Source organism: Methanosarcina acetivorans C2A (assembly GCF_000007345.1).
GTDB classification, from domain to species: domain Archaea; phylum Halobacteriota; class Methanosarcinia; order Methanosarcinales; family Methanosarcinaceae; genus Methanosarcina; species Methanosarcina acetivorans.
The window spans coordinates 474,040-496,020 of the sequence record NC_003552.1 but is presented as its reverse complement, the minus strand read 5'-3'; the positions used below and the strand labels follow the sequence as shown (position 1 = coordinate 496,020).

Genomic DNA, 21,981 nt, shown 5'->3' with positions numbered 1-21,981 from the left:
CAATTCTCCTTATGTGTAGAAAATACATTTAGTAGCTCTTTGGTCCTATCTTGTATTTTTCAGATAGTGTTTATCTGATAGTACTTTTGATAATGTCTTTAGGATGTGTGCTTTCAATAGCATTCTTCGATAGTGTCTTCCTAAAGCTCTTGTTTTTAAAATATAACTTTTGAGTTTTGACCATTCTTTGTATGGCTGTTTGCATGCTGGTCAAACTGCCTGTAGGCTTCAGGCAGTTCATAAAAGGAGATCCTATGCTCACTGAAACTTGGGCTTTGCTTGTTCTCCAATTATCAAACTACGCCGATCTATTTTGATTCATTATATACGACAGCTTTCAATTTTTAGATCCCTGTATTTATTCCTCTTAAGGGCGTGACGATTAGAACTCCCCTTCCCCGACCTTACTCCCTCTGGGTTCAAATACATAACAGTCATACTCTTATAATGGATAATAAATTAAATATAAGGAAATATTAAACTAATTTTAAGTAATTTTTGTAACCATTTGGTAATTAATTACTATTTGGTAATGGGGGAGTTAGTACGACTCAAAAGGACTATTATTTCGACGAAGTATATCGAACCATTGATGAAACCTTTGACTATCTTGGGAAAAAATGGAGTGTTAAAATAATTAAAGGGCTATTTTGTAATCGCAACCATTTTAAAGACTTATTGGAACTTAATCCCGCTTTAAGTAGTAAAGTTCTCTCCGAACGATTGAAAGAATTAGAAAAGAAAGGTATAATTGAAAAAAAAGTAGTAAATTCTAATCCCTTTCATACGGGGTACTTTTTAACTGAAAAAGGTCTTAAACTAAATAAGATAATCTTCGAACTGTTTGATTTTGCTTTAGATACAGTAGATATAAATAATGAACACTGTTCTAAGCTAAGAGAAGAATCTAAAAAAAAGATAAGAGTTTGCTTAAATATAAAATGATTTTAACTCTTTTATAAATTATTTATACAACTTTCCTTTATTACATTATTTAAACTTAACCATTTTTGTTCATCGAGTCACCATATGTGGAAAAAATAAATCAAATAAATAGCTTTATTTAAATTCTCTAACCGTGCCTGATAATTAATTACAATTTAGTAACCGTTTACAGGCTTTTTAAAGCATTCCAAGGCCCACATAGTTGATCCCTTGATTATTGGTTTTGGTCATTTCTCGACCGCGATTTTGCCTATGTTTACACTTTCTCGATCAGTATCGTGCCTGACATATTTTTGATATGCTCGCCGCCTGATATGACAGTCCCTAACTCATATAAACCGCCTGCAGAGCCAAATCTATCATAAAACATTACCACGTCCTCCCATGGAGCATAATATGCAAGCGTTCCAAACTGTGCATTTGCCATAGGTGTGTTAGTTGTATCAAGTTTCTTGGGTGGATAAAATATCTTTTCATTATTGCTGTAGTCTTCAACATCGATCGTCAATGGCAACTGTTCATAGAGTTCTTTTGCAGCTTTCCCGTCATTGAGCTCATAAATCGTTGTTTCTCCATTTGCTTGAATACTGATTCTCATTTTTGTTTCCCCCTCTTCTTGACTAAGTTCATTTTTTTCTATCTGCATGCTACCTGACATATTGACAATCTCATCTATTCCATTGATGCATATGCCTAAACGGTGCATCTCGTCACCAGCATAGAAATCCTCATAGAGCATGAACACATCACCCCATGGATCATAGTAGCTGAGTTCGCCCTTTTTACCGTCATGATAAGCCTCTTGTGCAGTAGCATTAAGTTTCTTTGGTGGGTAGAACATCCACTGTGCATCTCGGAAATTCGTTAGATCTAATTCCAGTGGCAATTGTTCATACAATTCTTTGGCGGCAACCGTATCATATAGTTGGAACGTCGCTATATGGCCCTGTGAAGTGATTTTAACGCTCATCTCCGATAAAGCCAGACCATGCTCCGGCTCTGTTGAAACTGTTTTTTCGGATGAATTCATTTCTGATTGATTACTGATGGCTCTTTGATCAATGTTATTTTGTTCAATACATCCTGTCGCTAAAATTGCTAGTAAAAATACTCCTAAACAAATTAACATCCATTTTATGCCATTATATTCAGGAATCATTTTCATAGATAAGGCCTCACTTTGCTATGTCTCTTGCACAGGAAAATCCTTATTGTTGAATAAATTTCCATTACAATTATCTGAATTTTGAATTTCTTCTTTATTCAGCTCGCTCCGGCCTTCAATTACACATGAAACGTCTACTGGTTGATTCTCATCCAATATTACTTCCCCAATTGAATCCGCACTGATATGTCCGCTGCACGGATTTTTTACACTTGTTATCGAACCTGTAATTACAGCATGAACCTCACTGTATTCAAAGGCAAGATCACAACCAATCATTTCGCAATCTTCCAGAATCAGACCTTTTGCATAACAAAGCGGCTGAGTTCCGATAATTTTACACCGGATCAGTTTGAGATTTTCGGAGTACCAACCCAGATATTCGCCTTTTACTATACTGTTTGAGACAGTGACATTTTTGCTGTGCCAGAAAGCATCCTTTGTATCCAGACAGGAATCCCTGATTTCAACATTTTTCACATACTGAAAAGAGTATTTACCATTCAATATAAAGTTATCAAGCAGGATATCTGAGCTGTAGAAAAACGGATATTCAGACTCAAGCTCTGTATTCTTTATTATCATTCTGTGTGATAACCATCCAAATTCGGATGATTGAATATTACAGTTTTCAATAGTGACATCCTCACATTCCCGTACAGCTTTAATGCCTTCCATATGACTTTCTTTTATTGTCACCTGTTTGCCATACCAATGCAGCACGGCATGTATCTGTCATACGACTATTTTCAATTTGAGCGTCCCTGACATGCCAGAAAGGATAACGAAGCCTGAAGTCACAATCTGAAACGTATATGTCTGCGCTTTCCTTTAAAGCAGATTCTCCATCGCGAGGGCCGCCAAAGATACAATGAGTGATTGTTGCGTTATTTATACCATACAGGGCACGCTCTTTATCCATTTTCAGGTCTTTAAATTCATTTATTTGTTCTTGTTTTTGTTCAACACTGATTGGAGTGTTGAACTTTGCGGATAATTCAGTCGTCTTGGAGCAAACATAGGAACTCTTTTTATATTGAGTATTATCGAAGGGAATTGATTCACTTGCTTGCATTATTTCTAAGACGTCTTTAGTGTTTTGACTCATATTTGAACCTGTTTTTATCCTGGATTTTCTTTGAAGAATGATTCCAATTTATCAAAAGGAATCATGTCTGGCGAGTTTTTAACTAATCAATATAGATAGTGAGTGAGTGGTCAGTCATCCATGTAATAAAAATACTAGTATATAGGGCTAAACATTACAATGTTCTGATAACTTTTGCTGGTACGCCAGCCACGACTGTGTTAGGAGGAACATCTTGTGTAACTACAGCTGCGGCTGCTATTACAGAGTTCTCTCCGACAGTTACACCGGGTAAAATAGTTGCAGCAGCACCGATCCATACATTCCTTTTAATCCATATCGGAGTTGAAATTAATTCCTTTCTATGGGCTGGATCCAATGGATGATTGGATGTGATAAGATTGGCTTTTGGTCCTATCTTGGTGTCATCCTCGATTGTTATGCCTCCTCTATCCATAAAGGTGCATGCATGATTGATAAACACATTTTTACCGACCTTGATATTTCGTCCGAAATCTGTATAGAATGGAGGAGTTACCCGGGAGGATTCATCCACCTCCGAACCTATCAACTCACTGAACAGGCTCCTGATTTCATCCTCATCATGAACTGAAGTATTCAATCTGGTGGTTAGTTCCGCAGCACGAAGCATCACTTCCTTTAACTTTGGATATTCCGGGTCATCTATGGAAACTGGTTCTCCAGACCTATCACGTTCAAAAATGTCTTTATTCAACACTTTTTCGCTCATTGAAACTGTCCTCTTGATCTACCATTAAATCTACTCTGGTATCACTTCGTTCAAACACGCAATCGCATTCAATGTTCTTGGATATCCGATATATGGCAATAGCTGAGTAACTGTGCTGAGCAGTGTTTTTTTATCGTTTCCGACATTCAGATTTCCCTGAATATGTCCCTTTAACTGAGGCTCACATCCTCCCAGTGCCAGGATCATAGAAAACGTAAGGAGTTCTCTTGTTTTTACATCCAGACCTTTTCTGGTGTAGTAATCACCAAAACAATTTGCAGATAGATATTTCTGAATATGGATCTGGTTTTCCGGTGCTGCCTCGTACATTTTATCGATTATGTCGCCAAATATTTCCTTCTGAACTTCCAGTCCTTTTTCAAATCGTGTTTCAGGTGAAGTTGTAGACTGGCCTTCCAATGGCAGTTCAATTCCCCTGCTTTCCAGTATTTCATTGGTGGCATGGATAAAGTCAAATATCTTCGCAATTCCCACATATGGTACGGATTGATATACAATCTCCTTGACCTCGATGGGAGTTACTCCTACATTGAGTGCACCGCCAAGCATTACTTTATATTCGCTTAAGGTCTGACTTGCTATCAGCGAGCCCAGAATAACCATCATTCTGGTCTTTGTATCTAAATTTCCATAGCTGATTACTTCATCGAAAGCAAAATTGTCAAAGACCTCTATAAGTTCCGGATCCGTTACTTTAAGTGTCGATTTGTGATCAGGGAATAATTCTTTATGGTTCCTGTTTGCTGTTTCACTTATCCTCAAGATAAAACCTCACTTTTATCTTATTTTGTAGGTAATGCAGGTCCTCCGACCTCGAATTCCTCTACCACATCATTGAGATACTCCGTTATCTTCAGATGCTGAGGACATGCCTCCTCACATTGCTTACAATCTATGCAATCGCTAGCCTTGCCATGATTTGAAGTAAGGTTCAAATAATAAACAAACTGACTTGAAATATTATCAGTTACAGCACGCTTTGCACTATTATATAATGCAAAGTAATCCGGTATTGCAATATTCTCAGGACATCCTGCTTCACAATATCTGCAGGTTGTGCAGGGAATCGCAATATTTTCATTTATAATATCAATTACCTGGTCGATGATCCTGTATTCTTCCTCGTTAAGGGGTTTGAAATCTGTCATATAAGATGTGTTGTCAAGAACCTGTTCCATGGTATTCATACCACTGAGAACCATCATGACACCTTCCTGACTGGCAGCGAATCTGATTGCCCATGAAGCAACTGAAGCATCCTTGTCGCATGCTTTCATCAATTCTTCGGCCTTTTTTGGAACTGATGCAAGGTTTCCACCCTTGATTGGTTCCATCACAACAATTGGCTTGTTATGTTTCCTTGCAACTTCATAGCATCTTCTTGACTGGATACCTGGATTCTCCTAGTCGATGTAATTAATCTGCAACTGCACAAAATCAAGCTCCGGATGAGCAGTCAGGATCTCATCCAGCAGTTCCGGAGTGTCATGGAAAGACATACCCACATTCTTTATTTTGCCTTCTTCCTTTTTCTTCAAAGCAAAACCGAATGTATCATACTTACATGCCTGCTCATAGGCGCTCACACCAACATTGTGAAGCAGATAATAATCAAAGAATTCTACACCACAATTTTGCAGTTGCTCGTTAAAGATCCTTTCCTGATCTTCCACTGATTTCAACATTCTGGGTGGAAGTTTAGTCGCAAGGGCGAATTCATCTCTGTTGTGCCTTTTTACCAGAGCCTCTCTGACAGCTTCCTCACTCTTGAACCCATGATATGTATACGCGGTATCAAAGTAAGTAAATCCTTTTTCCAAAAACGTATCTACCAATTTGTTTAATGTTTCTGTGTCAAATGATGTCTGATCATCTTTGTCCAGAAGTGGCAGTCTCATACAGCCAAAACCTAATCGTTTTACCATTTTATCTCCCCCGTTCAATGTTTCATAAATGTCCTTAATCGAACAATTTATGAAATAATCCCAAGTTTATTCAACCAATCCGTAACATCTTTTTTCGCTGCACCTACACGAGAGCCATGGATAGAGAGCCCCTTCAAAAGTGTTGCTTCCGGGCAAAGTTTTGCAATATCTTTTTCACTGCGGCCAAATCCGCTTCCTTCATGTGTACAGAATGGAACAATAGTTTTTCCGGAAAGGTCGTATTCTTCCAGGAATGTAAACACCGGCATCGGCATCGTTCCCCACCAGTTAGGGTAACCCAGGAATATCACATTATAAGAGTCCATATTCTCCACATGGCTGGAAAGCTCCGGTCTGGCATTGTCATTCAGTTCTTTTTTTGCCACGTTGGTAGTTGCAGAGTAATCCTTTGGGTAAGACTTTACTGTATCGATCTGGAAAACATCGGCTCCTGTTATTTCCCGAACCATGCCAGCTACTACTTTTGTGTTACCTACCGGCAGATTCACAATCTTCCCACTGACATAGTTATTGCTAGCACGCGAAAAATAGGCTACCAGACATTTCTCTTCATTCAAATTCGTCATTTTAATCCCACTCTTTGTGTTTGTTAATTTTCAATCTAAAATTCCAAATGATAATTATTCCCGAATAAAATTCGTAGACATCCTTTCTTCTTTCACCGGGAGCGGTACGCCAGCTTTCATGCCAGCCTCTTTACACTTCAGGAACCATGCCATATTTCGTGCAAGCACACGCATGATCTGCAATCCTTCCAGATCCTTTTTAACATCTTCCGGCTTTGCTCCATGAACCATATTCCAATATCGGGAAGAAATAACCGGCATCTCCGAAAGTGTGAAGTACTTATTAAGCTGGTCAAATGTAGTTGTTGTTCCCGCTCTTCTCGCCGAGATGACTGTTGCTGCTGGTTTCAGATAAAAAGACTGTCTGCCTCCCAGCAGGTCAGAATAGAAAACGCAATCCATAAAAGATGTGATCGCGCCGGTAGCAGATGCATAATGCACCGGAGAACCGAAAATGAATCCATCGGCACCTTTGGCAATATCAAGAAAATCGTTGGCACGGTCATTAAATGCACAGCGCCCTGTTTTGGTGCAGCTCTTGCAGGCAGTGCACCCGGTAAGTGGTTTTTTTCCGATCCAAAAAATTTCTGTGTCAATCCCTTCTTCATTCAAAGTCTTTGCTACTTCCGTAAGAGCAGTATAGGTACAACCTTTCTCATGCGGACTTCCGTTCACCAATTAATACTTTCATTCTCATACCTCGATCATGACTTAATAATCGTCTTTAACCCGGTTGATCCTGCTTCCTGCAATCTTTATCTTTGAGAGCGTTTCATTTAGCATAGCTAACTCTTCTTCAGTCAGTTCAACATCTGCTGCAGCTATGTTCTCTTCCAGACGTTCCAGTTTGCGAGTTCCAGGGATAGGAATGATCCAGGGCTTTTGTGCAAGTATCCATGCAAGAGCAATTTGAGCCGGAGTTGCATTTTTGGTTTCAGCTATTTTCCCGATCAAATCTAATAGTACCTGATTTGCGTCAATGTTCTCTGAAAGGAAACGGGTAAGTATGCTGCGTATATCCCCCTCACCAAATGTGGTGTTCTTATCAATCTTGCCTGTAAGGAAACCATTGCCAAGCGGGCTAAAAGGAACAAATCCAATACCCAACCCCTCAAGTGTAGGCAAAACCTCCTCTTCAGGTGTCCTCCACATCATAGAATACTCGCTTTGGACTGCTGTAAGCGGCAGAACGGCATGTGCTCTTCTGATCACATCTGCACTGGCTTCTGAAAGTCCCCAGTGTTTGACTTTCCCTTCCTGCATCAGTTCTTTAACAGTCCTGGCAACCTCTTCGATGGGTACATCTGAGTCGACACGATGCTGGTAAAGCAGATCGATAGAATCAACCCTTAATCGCTCCAGAGAACCTTCAACTGATCTTCTGATATTTTTCGGGGTACTGTCCATCAATAGCTTACCACTTTAGCCGTGTTCGAAAGCAACACCAAATTTTGTGGCTATCACAACTTTTCCCTCATATGGTTCAAGTGCTTCACCAACCAGTTCTTCGTTTACATAGGGCCCATAAATTTCTGCTGTATCAAAGAATGTAATACCAAGCTTTACAGCTGAACGGATCAGTTCTATCATTGCTTCTTTATCTGCTGTCGGTCCATACGCATGGCTCATTCCCATACACCCCAGACCAATTGCAGATACCTTGAGACCGGAGCTGCCTAATTCTCTATATTTCATTTGCAATCCTCCGTTCCTATTTTTTCGTTTAAACATACTCTCTCTTGGCCCAACTCGGGATGCGAAAAAGAACCTGTATGAACTTCTTTGTGTCTTCGCCGGAACACATTTTCATTGATCAAACTGGCAATTTCACATGTGTTACTGGAATGCAAAAAGAACCGATACGAATTTTCTTTGCGTCTTCACCGTAACTCGTAAATTCTTTTTTAGTCACTAAAATTATCCTCTTTATTCGCTATTTTTATTTTTCAAAACAATTCCTGGCTTCTTTCATCCTGCTGCGGACATCTACATGGAAAGGACAGTTCTCTTCGCAAACACCACATTCAGTGCAGTCATTTGCATTTTTGCTTAATTTCATGTAATGGTCTTTGGCGAGTTCATCACCCGCTTTTTCCAGATCCAGATATTTGTTTACTGCACCGATATCGATCCCAGACGGGCACGGTTGACAGTGATTACAATAAATGCAGGTGCCCTGCATGTCTCGGTGCGGCAAACTGCCGATAAAAGAATAGTCCCGTTCTTCTCCAGAAGCGGAGTAGTATTTAAGTACATCCTCCAAATCTGCTCTGGAGCGTACGCCCGGCAGACACGAGAGAACAGCCGGGCGGTCCAGCGCATACTGTATGCACTGAGGGATTGTCATGCTACGGCCGAAAGGAGATGTCTTTGCGTTCAGCAACTGTCCGCCGCCATAAGGCTTCATGACCGTGATGCCAATGCCACGTTTTTCACATTCTCGATAGAGTTCCATGCGCTCGTGTGATAAAGCCAGCTTTCCACGTGACGGTTCAAAATCATAGGCGGCGTTGAGGCTGAACATAAAAATATCGACCTCTCCGGTCTCTATAAAAAGTCTGCAGATATCCGGAGAATGTGAAGAAAAACCAAGATAGCGAATGGTTCCTTCCTGCTTTAGCTTTCGAGCGTAGTCAAAAAGACCGTCCGACATGATCTTTTCAAAATCATTAACCTCATCAACACAATGTATAATGCCGATATCAGCGTAGTCGGCACCGTATTTTTTAAGTTCCTTCTCAAACCCGCTCTTAATTTTTGAAAGAACTCTTGTTCTCGAATATATTCCACTGGGGTAGACGGCACCCAGATGCACCTGCATGTTCATCTCGTCCTGCCGTCCTTTAAGCGCCTGTGCTATGGGCTCCGCTGCGCTGGAATCATACATAACCGTGTCAATAAGGTTTATGCCATTTTCCATGCCATAATCGATGATGTCTTTGATTTCCTGTGATGTAGATTCACGTAGACTTCCTGCGCCAATGCCAATTGTGCTGATCCTGTCACCGCCATGCGGCAAAGTTCTGTATTCCATATATCTTAGCTCACTTTCCAGATACTTTCATTATTTCATAAGAAAATCTATATTGCAAATTATTCTGCGATCCATCCATCTTTTTTCTTTGAAGCAATCCTTAATTGCAGGTACCAGCAACAAACTATTTGAAATTGTGACTGGTAAAAAAGTAAGAACCTAGTTAGATCTTATTTTAAGGATGACATGTCAATTACATATCGATAGCGAGCTTCTTTATTTACGACCTTATCCCATGTCTCATTGATCATTTCAGGTTCGATCATCCGAATTTGTGGATAGATCTTATTTTCTGCACAATAATCAACCACTTCCTGAGTTTCCGGGATTCCTCCAATAAGTGATCCATTGAAGTTTACTCTGTTGAAAATCATATTGAAGTTGTTAATTGTGAGTTCTCCTCCAATTGGTTGTCCTACTTGAGTGAAGTATCCGTATGGTTTTACGCAATCAATGTATGATGACATTTCGTATGCGTATGGAATTGTGGATATCATGTAATCCATTTTTCCTTTCCATGGTTGTAGGTCGCTTGGTGAGTTAACAACAATAACTTCCGTTGCTCCGAATGCAAGGCAATCTTCTTTTTTGCTTTCAGTGGTTGTAAAGGCATAAACTTCGGCACCTTTTGATACGGCTAATTTAATAGCCATGTGTCCCAGTCCACCAATTCCTGCAACTCCTACCTTGTCCCCTTTTTTGATATTAGCTTTCATTAAAGGTGAATAAATAGTAATACCGGCACATAGTAATGGAGCAGCTTCCTGAAGATCTATGGAGTCGGGTATCTTTATCGCAAAATGCTCGGCGACAACGATATTTTGGGAATATCCTCCCTGGCTTATACCTGTAGGTGATGATTCTTCCAGATAACCATATGTCATTATAGTTGCATTGTTGTCGCAATGATGTTCTTCACCATTCTTGCAGCTTTCACACTCCATACAACTGCTAACCATGCACCCGACTCCTGCACGATCACCGACTTTGAAGTTTGTTACGTTCTTTCCAACAGCAGCAACCACACCCACAATTTCATGACCAGGCACTTGTGGATATTGTTGTGGTCCCCAGTGTCCTTTGATCTGATGAATGTCGGAATGACAAACTCCACAGTATTTAATGTCAATTAGAATGTCATTATTACCTACAGGTCTTCTTTCAAAAGACCAGGGAACTAGCTTTCCTGACTCATCTTTTCCAGCATAACCTTTTGATTGAATATTTTCCGCCATATTTATGCACCTCTTATTTACTTTGTAACTTTTAACTTCAATTCGAATTCTTAATTTCCTCAACCAAATTCATTTCAATTTACTGTAGTCTTCATCAGCTACAGGTTCTAGCCATTCTGCCGGGCCTGCGTTGGCATTTGTCTCAACGGAAAGATGTACGAACCAGCTGTCATGTGCTGCCCCATGCCAGTGCTTTACATCTGGTGCTATTGTCACTATATCACCAGGTTTAAGTTCCCTTGCAGGCTTTCCCTCTTCCTGATAGTAACCACGTCCGCCTGTTACTAACAGGATCTGACCTCCGGGATGCTTATGCCAGTTATTTATGCATCCGGGTTCGAATGTCACATTGCCGATGGGACAATTAAATTCATTATCCCTTCCAACCAGCATGCTAACCCATACTTTACCTGAAAAATACTTGCTTAAAAACTCCGGAAGTTCTTCTCCTTTCGGGAAAATTACACTCTCACTTAGATTATTTGAATCGCTCATATTAAATCCTCAATTTTCTTTTTCTGAAAGTCTTAGATACTCAAGGACTAATGGGATTGAGTAATCAGTCATCAATTCTGAGGCGCTTTACATTTAGATGATAATATCCATGATTGACTGATCAGTCACAGCTATTGTGAATAATAATATATAAGGATACGCATTACAAAGTTATGGCAAATTAAAACTATCTCTTTGATCTACTATTACAGTCTACTCAGGTATCATTTCATACAAACACGCAATCGCATTCGATATTCTGGGATATCCGATATATGGCAAAAGCTGTGTAACTGTGCTGAATAGTGTTTCTTTATTGTTCTCCACATTCAGATTACCCTGAATACTAAAAATAAGAAATCAGTTATCTTCTTCTTTTTTCCGAGAAATTTCTTAGCACCTATTGCAGCCACGATTACAGAGATATGCATTACAACAATACCCACATATGCTCCAAAGCCGGAGTCAGATGAACCTGTTAGTAGAACCTCTGTTGTGATCTTCACAGTATCGGATAAATGACTGATCATCGGTTGTGCTGAAAAGATCATCAGAACTTATTCTTACAGTTGCGTCTTTTACGGCCTCTTCACCAACATTCTTGTAAGTAACATGAATTATGCCTTCCTCTCCAAGAACAAGTTCTCCGGTGACATTGATTACTTCAAAATCAGCTTCCTCGTCAACAATGACACTTACCTGGTCGTCTGCTGGCCTGCTACGTACCAGAGATCTACTTTCATATGAGACCTACTTCCACATTAGTTGTTCCAAGGTCAGTTTCATTGTCACCGTTGATCTGCACATTTTCCTGATATCCATAGTAAAGTAGTACATTTTTTAAAACCACTTATATTATTATATCTCACATTCATTCGGTAATTGCCTCCTGAATGCTTTTCAATATATTACTTCCACCTGAACCGGACCTGTTGTGTGATTCGTGGAAGTTTTTCCTTTTTTCCTGTATTTATCCAGTGTAACTATAATTGGAGGGAAAATAACAAATGTTGCAAGTAATGCAAGTATCACATCCAGTACTGTGATAAGACCAAAATTACTTGTGATCGTGAATGGTGAAACAATTAGAGCAGCGAAACCAAATACGGTAGTAAGACCCGAGGTCGCAATAGCCTTTCCGATCTTAATGCATGCTTCCTGCATAGCTTCCTCAGGATCACAGCCCTTATCCCTTTCTTCAAAATAGCGTTCCATCATTAGAATAGAATATTCCGACCCAACAGCAAGAATCAATGCTCCCAGAGTCGCAGTCATTGGTGTGTACTCTATTCCTGTAAAGTACATTAGTCCTCCAGACCAACCTACAACCATAGCCATGGTGATGACAGGTGTAATGGCTTTGAGCAAATCCCTGTATATTACCAGCAGGCCTGCAAATACAAGGATAATACCAAGTGCAGTCACGAAAACCCTGCCTGAAGTCAGAGCAGATATTAATGCAACATAAACTACGGAGTCACCGGTTATCGTTACATGCACACCAGGTGGTGGTGCCATCCACAGAAGGTCCTCTTCTACAATGCCAGAAAGAGCTTCTATTCCTTCAAGACCAAGCTCGCCCATTGCGTCGCCGATGTTAAAGTTCAGTAGGGTAATTGTCCCTCCCTCGAGATAGGCATCCCTCTCTGTATCAGAAAGCTGATCGTAGATCGCCTGTATCTCCTCTGAACTATCCGGAATCTCACCGAAATTTGCTTTGTTTTGTCCTGAAATAATTTCGCTTTGAAACTTTTTTCCTCTTGTCCATGTTTTCACCACCCAAACAATCTCACTCCTATTCTGAACTTTGCCTCAACTGGTAATCTATTCCAGAATGCTTCCTGTGGCGATTCTAACTGTTCAAGTTTCAAAGCTCCATGAGGCCTCTTGTTATACCACTGTACGAATTCTTCAAATGATTCAAACTCTCCTCTAAACCTTTGATATGTATCGAACCATTTCTCTATTTTTCCGTTTGTCTGAGGATGTCTTACCCTTGCAAGTATTGGTTTGATTCCAAGTTCTTCAATGCATCTTTTAAAGTCACTATCCCATGAACCATCCTTATTAATCCTGTGAGCTCCGAATTCACTTCCATGATCCATAATGAGCTCTCTTAAAGGGTATATGTCCCAGTACTCTTTAACAAGTTCATCAATCACTTTAATGGTGTTCTCCGTGTTGCAATGAACGTACTCTCCACCTGCAATTATCATTCTTGATGAATCATCAAGAATGGCACAGACTTGAAGTCCTAACAGGGGATTCTCATGCCAATCGATGTGTGCAGCAGACATGCTGTGTTCGCGTTCGTATCTACACCATTTTCTTCTCTGTTTCTTTTTTCGGTTTTCCTTGGCAAGGTCCATGCTAAGTAGATAGTTATGGATTCTGTTATGAGATATCTTACGATTATATTTGCCTTCGATGAGAATCTCAAGGTAACAGGCTCCAAACTTATAATCAGAGTAAGTTTGGTCAATCAATTCCTGATCAGAGGAGGATAAGGGGTTCTTTGGTCTTCCAAGATTAATGCCAACTTGAGGAAGCTGACCAGTTTCAACGTATTCTTTGTAGATCTGCTGAACTCGACGGGCTGAGATCCCCTGGATCTCAGCTATCGTCGAGGTAGATTCACCTTTCGATTTTTGAGCAATGATCCAACGTATCTTTTTTCCATTAAGTTTCACAAAAGATAAGGGATTACAACCGACATATTTAGCGCGAAATAATTTCGGGATAAAACACATCAAGAATGGATTAAAAAAGCAAAAAAGGAATTTTGCCAGTATAGACATAAATTAAAGCTTGAAATCAGAAGAAAAAAGGAAAATCTTCCACGTAATAGTCTTGAAAAAGCAAAATATAACTTTGATAAATTAATGGAAAATATAAGAACATATGATGAAAAGGTTCAAAAACGATTGTGGATGATCAATAAACACTGGTTAAATCTTACTTTGTTCCATTATCTTCCAGGAGCGCCAGCGACAAATAACCCTATCGAAAGCTATTATTCAAAAAGTCTAAAAACGGATAACAAGAAGAAGTTTAGAACTGACAAAGGAATTGAAAATCGGATTAAACTTACTCAGATGAGAAGATTAAATTTACTTAAGAAACCACAAAAGTCATTTATGGAATTGTTCAGATTATTTTCTCCATTTAAGCTTTAGTAATATCTATTTTTGAGAGAGTAGTTCAGAATGACATAGCGGAGCGTGTCGATTTTAGTCAATAGGTTCAGTGAAAAATTACAGAAGTAAAAGAATTCTTTGGCAGAAATGCCAAAAAAATTGTTTCTCAAGGGTTATATTACAGTTTATTTAGGAAGTTAGCAGAGAAATTGAAGTTTAAAGGATGGAAAAAAATGAGAAATCACTAAATTATGGAATTGTGTCGGAATTAATTCCTCTTTATTAAACCCGATCATATCTGAGGCAAGCTGACAGCACCGAAACTCTACTCCCATGTCAATGCACTCCTGAACAATGGAATCATATTTTGGTGATCCTCTGGTTTTATCTTTTTTTGCAAGCAGCACACCCATAGGTCCCCATAGAATCACCAGTACTTTGAGTCCCTTACTCCGGTAAAACTTTGCAAATTTGAGAGTTTCCTGCGGGCTGTTGCTCTCATATACCATATTTTTAAGTAATAGTAAAACTTTTTCGACTTTTGCCATAATAGCTCCAGGTCTAAATCATACCAAATAGTTAAATTGAACGAAAACAATAATTTTCCTTTCCGTTATTGGATTAATCCTAGGTTTTAGAAAGAAAATCGGGCTTCTTTGAAACTACAGGCTACTCGCTTCCAGATTTTACTTCCCTAACTATTTTGGCTATGCTGAAGATAATCTACAATTTGGAAAAATAAATGAGATTGAAAGCTTTGTTTGAGATTAAATCATGAAAAACATCAGTCTGACATTAATGAACAACTAATCTAATTATACTCAAAAAATAACTAAAGATATGGGTTTAGATAATAGATTTTAGCTTCGTAGATAACATAAATCCCACATTCCGCAGTATTTTTTCAAAAATCAATATTTTCCCTGATAGCGTTTTTGAAACAAATCAAATTAATTTGGACTTCTAATGGAACTTGGTGAAAATTGAATGATATCGTTTTTTGTCTCTATGATACACCATATAGCTGCTTTACCTCCTGCATAAAAGTCCAATAAATCCACGTTTTATTGAAAATCGATAGCAGGAAAAAATGTGAATATGCGAAAATTTACTGCGGAAAGTGGGATAAATATAAAAAATCTAATTATACTCAAAAAATAACTAAAGATATGGGTTTAGATAATAGATTTTAGCTTCGTAGATAACATAAATATAAAAATAAGGGATTATCCGTTTTTGAGCCATTTTGCAAGAATTCCATGCTTATTTGGCAGATAAGGTCTTTATATTTTGGTTGCAGGAGAAGGGGAAACTGCAGGAGCGACTTTGGGAGCACCTTTGCCCACAGGGACGCCGAACATGCTATTAAATCTTGATAACTGCTGTGCAATCATTGAACATTCCTGTCCGAGAGCAGCAGAAAGCATCGGATCAAAGCCGCTCCCGAGTCCATCAAGATCGAGCTCGGTGTCTCCTTCTATAGTTACCCCTTCAAGAGATAGTATTTGTACGTCTTTTAATATGCCTGTCATTTCTGATAACTTAATTTTCTTTGTCATGTAAACCTCACTTTATCCGTAAGTTTTTCGTTTGATATGTGACTAAATAAAGTATAAATACAGATTTTACTCTTCGACATGAAAATACTGGTTTTGTTGCAAAAATTCTGAAAGTTAACAACTCTAATCACCTGGAAAATGGTACATAAAAGTATCAATTATAGCCTTAAAGTGCGAGAAGAAAATTTTTGCAACACAACCGGGATTTGGGACCTCAATGAAGGACCCTTACTTTGTTTCTATTCAGTTTTTATGTTTTTTCAATCCTTGAGGCAAAGTTCTGGAATTTTTTTCTTTTGGTGAAGTTTCTGGCTTATGTAGTTGATACTGATTTCTCAATACTTTTGCATTAGTTCTCAAGGCGGTAGTAATGCTCTGTCAAATTGTTTGACATCTTTACTTCCAAGTACTGCTTATAGAAGTTACTTTATATAAATTTAGCAAAAATGATAACAAATTTTAGCTTTATGAGTAAAATAAACACATTACATGCGTCTTCGGTTAAGTGAGGAATCGTGATAAATTGCCTCCATTCTCACAACAATTCTCAATAATTTTAATGTGTTGTGGACTGAAACTGGGTATCGATTTCATGTAATAAGGTCAAAATTTAAGGCAGCCTTTTGGTGCAAAACCGATAGCTTTCAGGCAAAAAATTCCTTAACCGATGACCAATGAAAGACTCTATTTGTTGGGAGATTATCAAGTATGTTGCGTTTAATGGTTCCACAATACGTTTTGGATGATATTAACAGGTTCATACATGAGAATTATCATTACTCTTTGCCACACTCTTTACTTATTGCTCAAGCATTTTGTTTAAGGCTTAAAAGATTATGGAAATGAGTTTGGGGTATCTGAAATAACCGATGCTGTAGAATATGTAAGAAATTATCAAAAGAAAGCGAGACTGGTTGATCTGAACTAAAAAATGTTTATCCTTGAAGACCTGGAAAGTCTTTATTAAAATCGATATCTTAGTAAGTTTTATTATGATCCCGATTCTACTGACTATGATAGCAACATTTTAGGGATAAATATTGTATCCAGACAATTGAAAAAATCATGGCGACCTCAGAAACCTTATATTGTACTTTCCCTTTCAGACATTCTTTGAGCAATCCTTCTTTTCTAAAAACCTGACTTTGTAATAATTCTCCAGCTAAACTTAACTTTTTCGAATCCTAACACAAATCAACCCGAAGAAAAAGGTCATATAATTTTCTCTTTATTTTGTGGTGAGACAACCTGCAAGTTATTTCGCGATGGGTCCTACGGGCTTTACTCCTCTCTTTTGATTTTCATCTGCTCCCCGCAGCAAACAAACTCCGTAAGGTCACAGCAACCTTCGGTCAGGCAGCTCAAGTTGCATTCTTTTACAACCGTCAGCTCAAAGCCGCAGTTTTCGCAGACCAGGGAATCCCCTTTCTTCAGTTCATAGCAGGAATAGGTTCGCAGTTTCATAGGCTCGTTACAGCAGATAAACTGAGAGAGGGTACAGCAACCCTCATCTTCACAGGCCTTCTCACACTCATTTACAACTGTTAGTTCAAAGCCACAGTGCTCGCAGACCAGAACCTGTTCCTTTTTCAGATCATAGCACCTGGCATTTATCACTTCCGTCATTTCTCAACTCTCCTTATTTCTTTTCTCAGTATCTTGTTGTTTCAGTTTCAAATTGCTCGTTCAATGCCCATGCGGAGGATATCCCCCGTGCTCATGTTCCTCAATACGATGATATTCTTCCCGGAATGACCCACCGGGTCCACATGAATGACAGAGTTGGAAAGATATTCAAGGTGATGCATCATTTCATGCCTGACATCCATGCAATTTCATGCCCTTCTTCAACAGATAGCTCGGGGTCAACTGCGATGTTCACTTCGGAATGCAGCTTGTGCCCGATCCAGCACACACGGACTTCCTTTATTTCCTTCACTCCCGTGACATGGCCGATTTCATGCTCGATCTCCTATACCATTTCTGGGTCCATACAGTCGAGCACGCGGGTAAAAACAGCTTTGCTCGAGTCCCGGACGGTGCGCAAGAAGGGTCTACAGCCCAATGGGTGTGAACATGGGCGTGTTTGCTGTGGTTGTGGGTATGTTCGTACTCTTCAAGGTCAACGTTTGGAAGCTTTTGAATTCCCCCTGTAAATTCCCACTTTTCAAGAAGTCTCGAGATTACACGCTTCCGTATTTTCCTTTAATCCTGAGCCTCTCCTGTTTCCCTGTTAAAAACATCCACGTTAATCCTGACCCCGCTTTTTTTACAGTAGTCCGAAATCCGCCTGACAGCGTGGTCCACCATTCCCCCGCCTGTAAAAATCAGGACATTCTTCCCGCAAAGTGCCGTCAGGATGGATTTATCGATTACCCCGACAGTGAGATCCGGTTTCAGGTTATCACTTTCCACTATGAGTTTGGTCTTTTTACCCATCGCACCCACTACATCGAAGTCTCCGGAAGCAAGAAGTCCTTTGATTTCTTTGAGTTTATAGTTGTCCGTATCATAAATGAGGACTCTTCCTATCCCCGCTCTTATCCGCTTCACAGCCACGATGGCCTGCCCACTCTCATGAATATGGAGCACCCTTGTGTCCACGACCCCCTCGGAACAGATCTCTCCCAGCTGCTCTGCATATAGCCCGAGGTCAAGCTTATCCCCTTCTTTAACTCCTTCGGGTACATCCAGCCAGATAAGGGACGGGGGCTTTAAAGTATCCACGATTTCGGGAACCGTTTTTGGCACTCTGTTTACTGAAGCCATATTTCTTTTCTGGATTTCGTAGTAAATCTCAAGTACCATTGGAATCCTGAGCCCGGCATCTTTGAGCATGCCAGGATCACGGAATATCTCTTCCGGAGTACCGCTTCCAATGATTTTACGGTTCACTAGAAGGTAGATGTAATCCGCCCAGGAGTATGCAAAGTCAATATCATGGGTTGAGATCACAATTGCCTTTTCAAACTGGTTTAACTCGTTCAGCAAATCGAGGATCTCGTCAGCCCCCACGGGGTCAAGGCTCGTAAGAGGTTCGTCTAGGATGATAACTTCAGGCTCCATTACCACAACTCCTGCAATTGCGACCTTCTTTTTTTGCCCTCCGCTAAGGTGGTGAGGAGGCTTGTCTTTTAGTTCCAGAAGCCCCACATATTCCAGTGTCTCATTTACTTTTGCAGCCACTTCTTCTTCTGGCATTTCAAGGTTTATGGGCCCGAAAGCCACGTCCTGGTAAACGGTAGGAGCGAATATCTGGTCATCGGAGTTCTGGAACACGATACCTACGCTTTTCCGGACGTCTCTAAGTGAAGCCTTTTCGTAGAGAAGCGGCTTGCCGTGAAAGATTATTTCCCCTTCCTGGGGTTTCAAAGTGCCATTCAGGAGCAAAAAAAGTGTGGACTTCCCGGACCCGTTTGGTCCTACTAAGGCAATTTTTTTCCCCTTTTCAATCGAAATGCTGACATCCTCAATTGCCAGGGTGCCGTCAGGATAGGTGTACTTAAGGTCTGTTGTCTCCAGAATTGTCATCTTTTCCAACTTCGATAAGGATCAATTTGGGATTCACACTATCTGGATGTTTTTTGTGAGATAAAGCAGGGTTAAAACGGATGGGAAGTACGCTTCAGTCAGTATGATTTCCGGAGACTTTATCGGTTTCCTTGCTTCAAAAAGGGGCAGCTTTCCGCTATAGCATCTCGAGTTCATAGAGACAAAGAGTTTCTCGCCCTTTTCCCACACCCGGATGAACAGGGTGCTCAAAAGCATTGCCATGAAATGGAAAGAAACCTTTTTGTCTTTATACCTGAGCCGGGTTTCCTGGGCGACTTTGACAGCCATAGCAACATCCAGGAAGACAAAGAGATCGCGATAAATGAGCGTGGAAAGCTTCAAGAAGACGTCCGGAATTTTCCAGGCTTTTAACACGGAGAAAAGCTCGACCATTGGTATTGTGAAATACAGAAAAAGGAGGCAGCATATGCCTCCGAGGGTTCTTGAAAGAACGAGAAGTGCCGTATTCAGCCCTTCTGTACTCATATCTATCCGGAATCCAAACACGTCAAACCCGAATATCTCGGCGCCTGAACCGAAAAAAAAAGCAATTATCAATACTCCGGTCAGAGAAAATCCTAATGGTGCTCCGAGTATTTTCAAATATGCTTTTTTGTTAACCTTACCAAAATATATAATTGCAGTACTAATGCAAAGCGTTATAAACAGGGGAGGGAGAGGAGAAGAAGATGAAACCCCTGCCATGGTCACGAAAAACGCGATAAACAGTTTAAGGTTATTGTTTCTGTGCCTGCCGGGGCTCATCAGGGCATGATCATCCATAAACCTGTGCATATTATCCAATACTCCCCATTCATAGATTCCCATCATGTCGTTATATATCAAATTTAGTTGATTACATATAAAGTAAACTTTATTTTGCGCCTCCAATTAGATTTACTGAAATTTTGAGCGGATTTACTTTGCTTTTAATATCCCTTTTCTGATCGGGAAAATTACCTGAGAAAATTACCTGGGAAATATCAGAAATGGATCAAATTATAAATAGAATGCAAAGACCAGTTTTCGTAAAGATAAATTACCGTTTTTTAGTAGATTCGGGCTCATTCCGCCAGGTTCATGGGTTTGCCGCAGCATTTGAATTCGTTGATTTCGCAACAGCCTTCACTTTCACACGTTTTGTCGCACTCTCTTACAACTGTCAATTCAAAACTGCAGTCATCACAGACAAGTTTCTGTCCTTTTTTCAGTTCAAAGCATTTCTTGTGTAGGTGGTGAACCATTTCTTATCCCCCGTTCCCTTATACATCTTTCCTGATGAGTTTCATAACCTTGCCGCAGCATATCATTTCGGTAATTTCACAGCAGCCTTCTTTCCTGCAGTGCTGGTCGCATTCATCCACGACCTCCACCTTGAAACCGCAGTCGTCGCAGATCAGGACATCTCCCTTCTTCATCTCGTAGCAGCGAACATGCTGTTTCAGTGCCATGGGTTTGCCGCAACACATCAGTTCTTCCACATCGCAGCAGCCTTCTTTCTTGCAGCTCTCGTCACATTCCTTTGTTACCATGACTTCGAATCCGCAGTCGTCACAGTAAAGGGAATCTCCCATTTTCATTTGATAGCACTTGAGGTGCATATGGTGTACCATATATTTCCCTCCCCTATTTTTGAAAAATTGTATCAAAGTACTCTAAGCATAGCACTTTAAGTAGTTATATATTATAGTTGCATATATATCATAAGAAATTGCTAAGAATCGTTAGCAGCAGAGCTAACCTCAAAATGAAGAATTTTAACCCGTGGGAAGAATAAAACCTCTCATTTTTCTGGATTTGACGGGAGAAAAGGTACTTAATACTCCATAAGCTGGAAAAATGGATACACAAAAAAATATTTTCCCGGGAAGATATTTGTATGGAAAAAATATCCCGGGATTAACACCAGGTTTTCATAACTTGTCTGAAAGTTTTTCCATGCTCTCGCTGACCAGGGAGTCGGAGATGTTCATTTCTCTGTTCAGTTTCATTCCGAGTTCTTTTGTGAGGATGAGGTGTCGATCTGCCTCAAAGCCAGCTTTTCGGAGCATTTTCATCGAGCAGTTGAAATCACAGCCGTCGATAGCAATTATTTTGTCACAGCGGGTAGCAGCAATTAGAAAATCCGAACGCTGGGAGCCAATTCCCGCCGTGCACTTGAAGGTACCAAGGCCTCTATTTTCCATTTCAATTCCCAGGCGGGTTGAAAGCTGTCCAAGGTTCGTGGCACCTGCACAGGGGAATATTAAGACAGTGCCATCGCCAGATGACGATTTTGATTCAGGCATAGCGTTCAAAAACTCCTTTCGTTTTTAGAAAAAACGCAGTATGTCTCATATCCGTCTCATATCCACTGCAGTACGTATAATGCTCAAGAAACGGCTACTATTTATTATTCAAATTACTAATGAACCGACAAAAAATAGATAGGGTGGATAAAAGTTTATGGGACTTTTTAGAACCACTGGTCGAGAGTTTTCTGCCCTGC

General features: G+C 40.0%; 22 protein-coding genes and 5 pseudogenes. 2 read left to right on the top strand and 25 right to left on the bottom strand.

What is annotated here, in order from left to right:
- The first annotated feature begins 588 nt into the window (after positions 1-588).
- Complete coding sequence (locus MA_RS02170) at positions 589-945, top strand: winged helix-turn-helix transcriptional regulator (protein ID WP_011020467.1); 357 nt, start codon at positions 589-591, stop codon at positions 943-945.
- 256 nt (positions 946-1,201) lie between these two features.
- Here the strand turns inward: MA_RS02170 and MA_RS02165 are convergent, their stop codons facing one another.
- From MA_RS02165 to MA_RS02100, 15 genes and pseudogenes are all read right to left on the bottom strand, one after another.
- Positions 1,202-2,110 carry a cyclophilin-like fold protein gene (locus MA_RS02165; RefSeq protein ID WP_011020466.1) on the bottom strand — a complete coding sequence of 303 codons (909 nt, stop codon included), beginning with the start codon at positions 2,108-2,110 and terminating at the stop codon, positions 1,202-1,204.
- An 18-nt stretch (positions 2,111-2,128) separates the two neighbouring features.
- Positions 2,129-3,032: pseudogene (locus MA_RS02160) on the bottom strand (DUF3737 family protein).
- Positions 3,033-3,372: 340 nt separating this feature from the next.
- Positions 3,373-3,948 (bottom strand): sugar O-acetyltransferase, encoded by a 576-nt coding sequence (locus tag MA_RS02155; RefSeq protein WP_011020463.1) that lies wholly within the window; start codon positions 3,946-3,948, stop codon positions 3,373-3,375.
- A 30-nt stretch (positions 3,949-3,978) separates the two neighbouring features.
- Positions 3,979-4,731: a carboxymuconolactone decarboxylase family protein gene (locus tag MA_RS02150; protein ID WP_011020462.1), complete on the bottom strand. Its 753-nt coding sequence runs from the start codon at positions 4,729-4,731 to the stop codon at positions 3,979-3,981.
- 20 nt (positions 4,732-4,751) lie between these two features.
- The gene (locus tag MA_RS28295) at positions 4,752-5,036 is read right to left on the bottom strand and encodes a 4Fe-4S dicluster domain-containing protein (protein ID WP_226990919.1); all 285 of its coding nucleotides are present in this window, start codon (positions 5,034-5,036) and stop codon (positions 4,752-4,754) included.
- Positions 5,037-5,072: 36 nt separating this feature from the next.
- Positions 5,073-5,894, bottom strand: a pseudogene (locus MA_RS02145) (aldo/keto reductase); the annotation flags it as partial.
- Positions 5,895-5,941: 47 nt separating this feature from the next.
- Positions 5,942-6,481: a flavodoxin gene (locus MA_RS02140; protein ID WP_011020461.1), complete on the bottom strand. Its 540-nt coding sequence runs from the start codon at positions 6,479-6,481 to the stop codon at positions 5,942-5,944.
- Positions 6,482-6,535: 54 nt separating this feature from the next.
- Positions 6,536-7,156 carry a flavodoxin family protein gene (locus tag MA_RS02135; RefSeq protein WP_226990728.1) on the bottom strand — a complete coding sequence of 207 codons (621 nt, stop codon included), beginning with the start codon at positions 7,154-7,156 and terminating at the stop codon, positions 6,536-6,538.
- 36 nt (positions 7,157-7,192) lie between these two features.
- Positions 7,193-8,176: pseudogene (locus MA_RS02130) on the bottom strand (aldo/keto reductase).
- A 244-nt stretch (positions 8,177-8,420) separates the two neighbouring features.
- A complete protein-coding gene (locus MA_RS02125; protein WP_226990727.1) occupies positions 8,421-9,500 on the bottom strand; it encodes an aldo/keto reductase in 1,080 nt (359 codons plus the stop codon).
- A 185-nt stretch (positions 9,501-9,685) separates the two neighbouring features.
- Entirely contained in the window at positions 9,686-10,813 is a 1,128-nt protein-coding gene (locus tag MA_RS02120) for an NAD(P)-dependent alcohol dehydrogenase (protein WP_011020458.1), read from the bottom strand.
- A gap of 6 nt (positions 10,814-10,819) precedes the next feature.
- Positions 10,820-11,245, bottom strand: coding sequence for a cupin domain-containing protein (locus MA_RS02115; protein ID WP_011020457.1), 426 nt, complete (start codon positions 11,243-11,245; stop codon positions 10,820-10,822).
- A gap of 329 nt (positions 11,246-11,574) precedes the next feature.
- On the bottom strand, positions 11,575-11,796 hold the full coding sequence (locus tag MA_RS02110; RefSeq protein WP_011020456.1) for a hypothetical protein: 222 nt from the start codon (positions 11,794-11,796) through the stop codon (positions 11,575-11,577).
- Positions 11,797-12,145: 349 nt separating this feature from the next.
- The gene (locus tag MA_RS02105) at positions 12,146-13,021 is read right to left on the bottom strand and encodes an MMPL family transporter (RefSeq protein ID WP_052279095.1); all 876 of its coding nucleotides are present in this window, start codon (positions 13,019-13,021) and stop codon (positions 12,146-12,148) included.
- Positions 13,018-13,935: an IS481-like element ISMac4 family transposase gene (locus MA_RS02100; protein ID WP_011020628.1), complete on the bottom strand. Its 918-nt coding sequence runs from the start codon at positions 13,933-13,935 to the stop codon at positions 13,018-13,020. Before MA_RS02100 ends, MA_RS02105 begins: the two co-directional genes overlap by 4 nt.
- A 57-nt stretch (positions 13,936-13,992) precedes the next feature.
- Between MA_RS02100 and MA_RS02095 the strand changes: the two are divergent.
- A pseudogene (locus MA_RS02095) lies at positions 13,993-14,421 on the top strand (ISNCY family transposase); the annotation flags it as partial.
- 158 nt (positions 14,422-14,579) lie between these two features.
- On the opposite strand, the gene MA_RS02090 reads toward MA_RS02095, so the two are convergent.
- The 10 genes and pseudogenes from MA_RS02090 to MA_RS02055 all read right to left on the bottom strand — a co-directional run bounded on the left by MA_RS02090 (position 14,580) and on the right by MA_RS02055 (position 21,781).
- A complete protein-coding gene (locus MA_RS02090) occupies positions 14,580-14,930 on the bottom strand; it encodes a DsrE/DsrF/DrsH-like family protein (protein WP_011020453.1) in 351 nt (116 codons plus the stop codon).
- A 725-nt stretch (positions 14,931-15,655) separates the two neighbouring features.
- A pseudogene (locus MA_RS02085) lies at positions 15,656-15,941 on the bottom strand (acetyl-CoA synthase subunit delta); the annotation flags it as partial.
- A 1,281-nt stretch (positions 15,942-17,222) separates the two neighbouring features.
- Positions 17,223-17,567: a hypothetical protein gene (locus tag MA_RS28135; RefSeq protein ID WP_011020452.1), complete on the bottom strand. Its 345-nt coding sequence runs from the start codon at positions 17,565-17,567 to the stop codon at positions 17,223-17,225.
- A 47-nt stretch (positions 17,568-17,614) separates the two neighbouring features.
- Positions 17,615-17,770 carry a hypothetical protein gene (locus MA_RS26415; RefSeq protein WP_157860078.1) on the bottom strand — a complete coding sequence of 52 codons (156 nt, stop codon included), beginning with the start codon at positions 17,768-17,770 and terminating at the stop codon, positions 17,615-17,617.
- Positions 17,749-17,880, bottom strand: a complete 132-nt coding sequence (locus tag MA_RS24965; protein ID WP_157860077.1) for a cation transporter dimerization domain-containing protein — start codon at positions 17,878-17,880, stop codon at positions 17,749-17,751. Before MA_RS24965 ends, MA_RS26415 begins: the two co-directional genes overlap by 22 nt.
- 266 nt (positions 17,881-18,146) lie before the next feature.
- A complete protein-coding gene (locus tag MA_RS02075; protein ID WP_048064875.1) occupies positions 18,147-19,472 on the bottom strand; it encodes an energy-coupling factor ABC transporter ATP-binding protein in 1,326 nt (441 codons plus the stop codon).
- Between the two features lie 33 nt (positions 19,473-19,505).
- Positions 19,506-20,288: a cobalt ECF transporter T component CbiQ gene (cbiQ, locus tag MA_RS02070; protein WP_011020450.1), complete on the bottom strand. Its 783-nt coding sequence runs from the start codon at positions 20,286-20,288 to the stop codon at positions 19,506-19,508.
- A 269-nt stretch (positions 20,289-20,557) separates the two neighbouring features.
- Positions 20,558-20,737: a hypothetical protein gene (locus MA_RS02065; protein WP_048064874.1), complete on the bottom strand. Its 180-nt coding sequence runs from the start codon at positions 20,735-20,737 to the stop codon at positions 20,558-20,560.
- 18 nt (positions 20,738-20,755) lie between these two features.
- Positions 20,756-21,106: a hypothetical protein gene (locus MA_RS02060; protein ID WP_226990726.1), complete on the bottom strand. Its 351-nt coding sequence runs from the start codon at positions 21,104-21,106 to the stop codon at positions 20,756-20,758.
- 300 nt (positions 21,107-21,406) lie between these two features.
- Positions 21,407-21,781, bottom strand: coding sequence for a putative zinc-binding protein (locus MA_RS02055; RefSeq protein ID WP_048064873.1), 375 nt, complete (start codon positions 21,779-21,781; stop codon positions 21,407-21,409).
- Positions 21,782-21,981: the final 200 nt, after the last annotated feature.